The sequence below is a fragment of the bacterium genome (assembly GCA_037131655.1).
In the GTDB taxonomy this organism is placed as follows: Bacteria; Armatimonadota; Fimbriimonadia; order Fimbriimonadales; family JBAXQP01; genus JBAXQP01.
Genome location: JBAXQP010000475.1, coordinates 1 through 1,565 on the forward strand (window position 1 = coordinate 1; position 1,565 = coordinate 1,565).

Below are 1,565 nucleotides of genomic sequence, written 5' to 3' on the forward strand. Positions count from 1 at the left end.
CAAGATGACTGTCGATACCATTATAAATGATCGCCCTGTAATCATCAAGTACTTTTTGATGCGCCAGTGCTACAATGAGTAAGTTCAAATAGGAGATAAAGATGAGCGAAAATAAGACTTCCGGACAACCGATTCTCTCTCCGGGGGATATTATGGGGATGGCTTCGTTTCAGAGAAGCCGGATATTGTTGACCGCCTATGAACTGGGGCTATTTACGGTTATTGGCGATTCGCACAAAACCTCTGTTGAAGTTTCGAATGCTTTAGGAACAGATAGGCGCGCTACCGACCGTTTGATGAACGCGCTTGTCGCCATTGGTCTTTTAACTAAAGAAGACGATACCTTCACTAATACACCCGGCGCCGCCCAATTTCTAGTGAAAGGAAAGCCGGACTATATGTCTGGATTGATGCATACAGCCAACCTATGGGAATCCTGGAGCACTTTGACGGTAGCTGTTCGCCGAGGCACGAGTGTTCCCCGCCCCGAAGTCAATGACCGTGGAGATGGCTGGCTGAGAGCTTTTATTAGCGCAATGCATTATCGAGCAACAATCCAAGCGCCCGGAAGCATCGCCATGCTCGATTTGAATGGCGTAAAGAGGGTTTTAGATGTCGGCGGCGGCTCAGGCGCTTACTCAATGGCTTTTGCCCGTGCCAAAGAGGACTTGACGGCTGTCGTGTTCGATTTACCAAATGTGGTTGCGCTCACCCAAGAGTTTATTGAGTCGGAAGGTCTTTTGGGCAAAGTCACAACAGTTGCAGGCGATTATAACACTGATACATTCCCAGGCGGCTTCGACATCGTCTACTTATCAGCAATAATCCACAGCAACTCACCGGACGAGAATAACGAGCTTTTCCGCAAGTGCTACGATGCTTTAAACCCCAAAGGCCGACTGGTCGTTCAAGATTTTATTGTCGATCCTAGCAGAACCAATCCCCCCTTCGCCGCCATTTTCGCGCTCAATATGCTGGTTGGCACGAATGCCGGCGACACTTTCACCGAAGAGGAAGTCAGGGAATGGATGCATGCCGTTGGTCTGAACGATATCATCAGAGAAGACACACCCTTCGACACAACACTGATCATCGGTTCGAAATAGGACCTCAGAAAATATGCGCAATTCAGAGAATAACATTATGAAAACTATCCACTTAACCCTTCACAGCCAGGAATTGAGAGTGGATGAGAAGGGTTATAACCAATGGTTTGCGATGGAAGAGAGCGCCGACTGGCCAATTGAAGAGACGGCGCTCTTGCTTTGCGATGTCTGGAACCAACATTGGAGCAGGTCAGCTACAGAACGGCTGGACGCGTTAGCTCCTCAAATGAATGAGGTCGTAAAAGCGGCTCGATCTAAAGGGATGCCTGTTGTCTTTGCGGCTGCCGATATCACAGGCTTTTATAGAGGCACGCCGGCTCGGCAAAAGATGATTGATGCGCCCCCGATCGAAGTTCCAATTCGCCCACTTCCCCATTTGCCAACACCGCCGCTTAGTAGCTTATATGGCGAGTCAGAAACAGAGAACCGTTACCACGTCTGTTGGTATCGGTTGCATCC

Annotated in this window: 2 protein-coding genes; both read left to right on the forward strand. The window is 49.1% G+C overall.

Features of this window, described 5'->3' with window-relative positions:
- Window positions 1-101 precede the first annotated feature (101 nt).
- On the forward strand, window positions 102-1,106 hold the full coding sequence (locus WCO51_13765; protein MEI6514321.1) for a methyltransferase: 1,005 nt from the start codon (window positions 102-104) through the stop codon (window positions 1,104-1,106).
- A gap of 37 nt (window positions 1,107-1,143) precedes the next feature.
- Window positions 1,144-1,565: hypothetical protein (locus WCO51_13770; protein ID MEI6514322.1), on the forward strand; the 422-nt coding region annotated here is incomplete at its 3' end.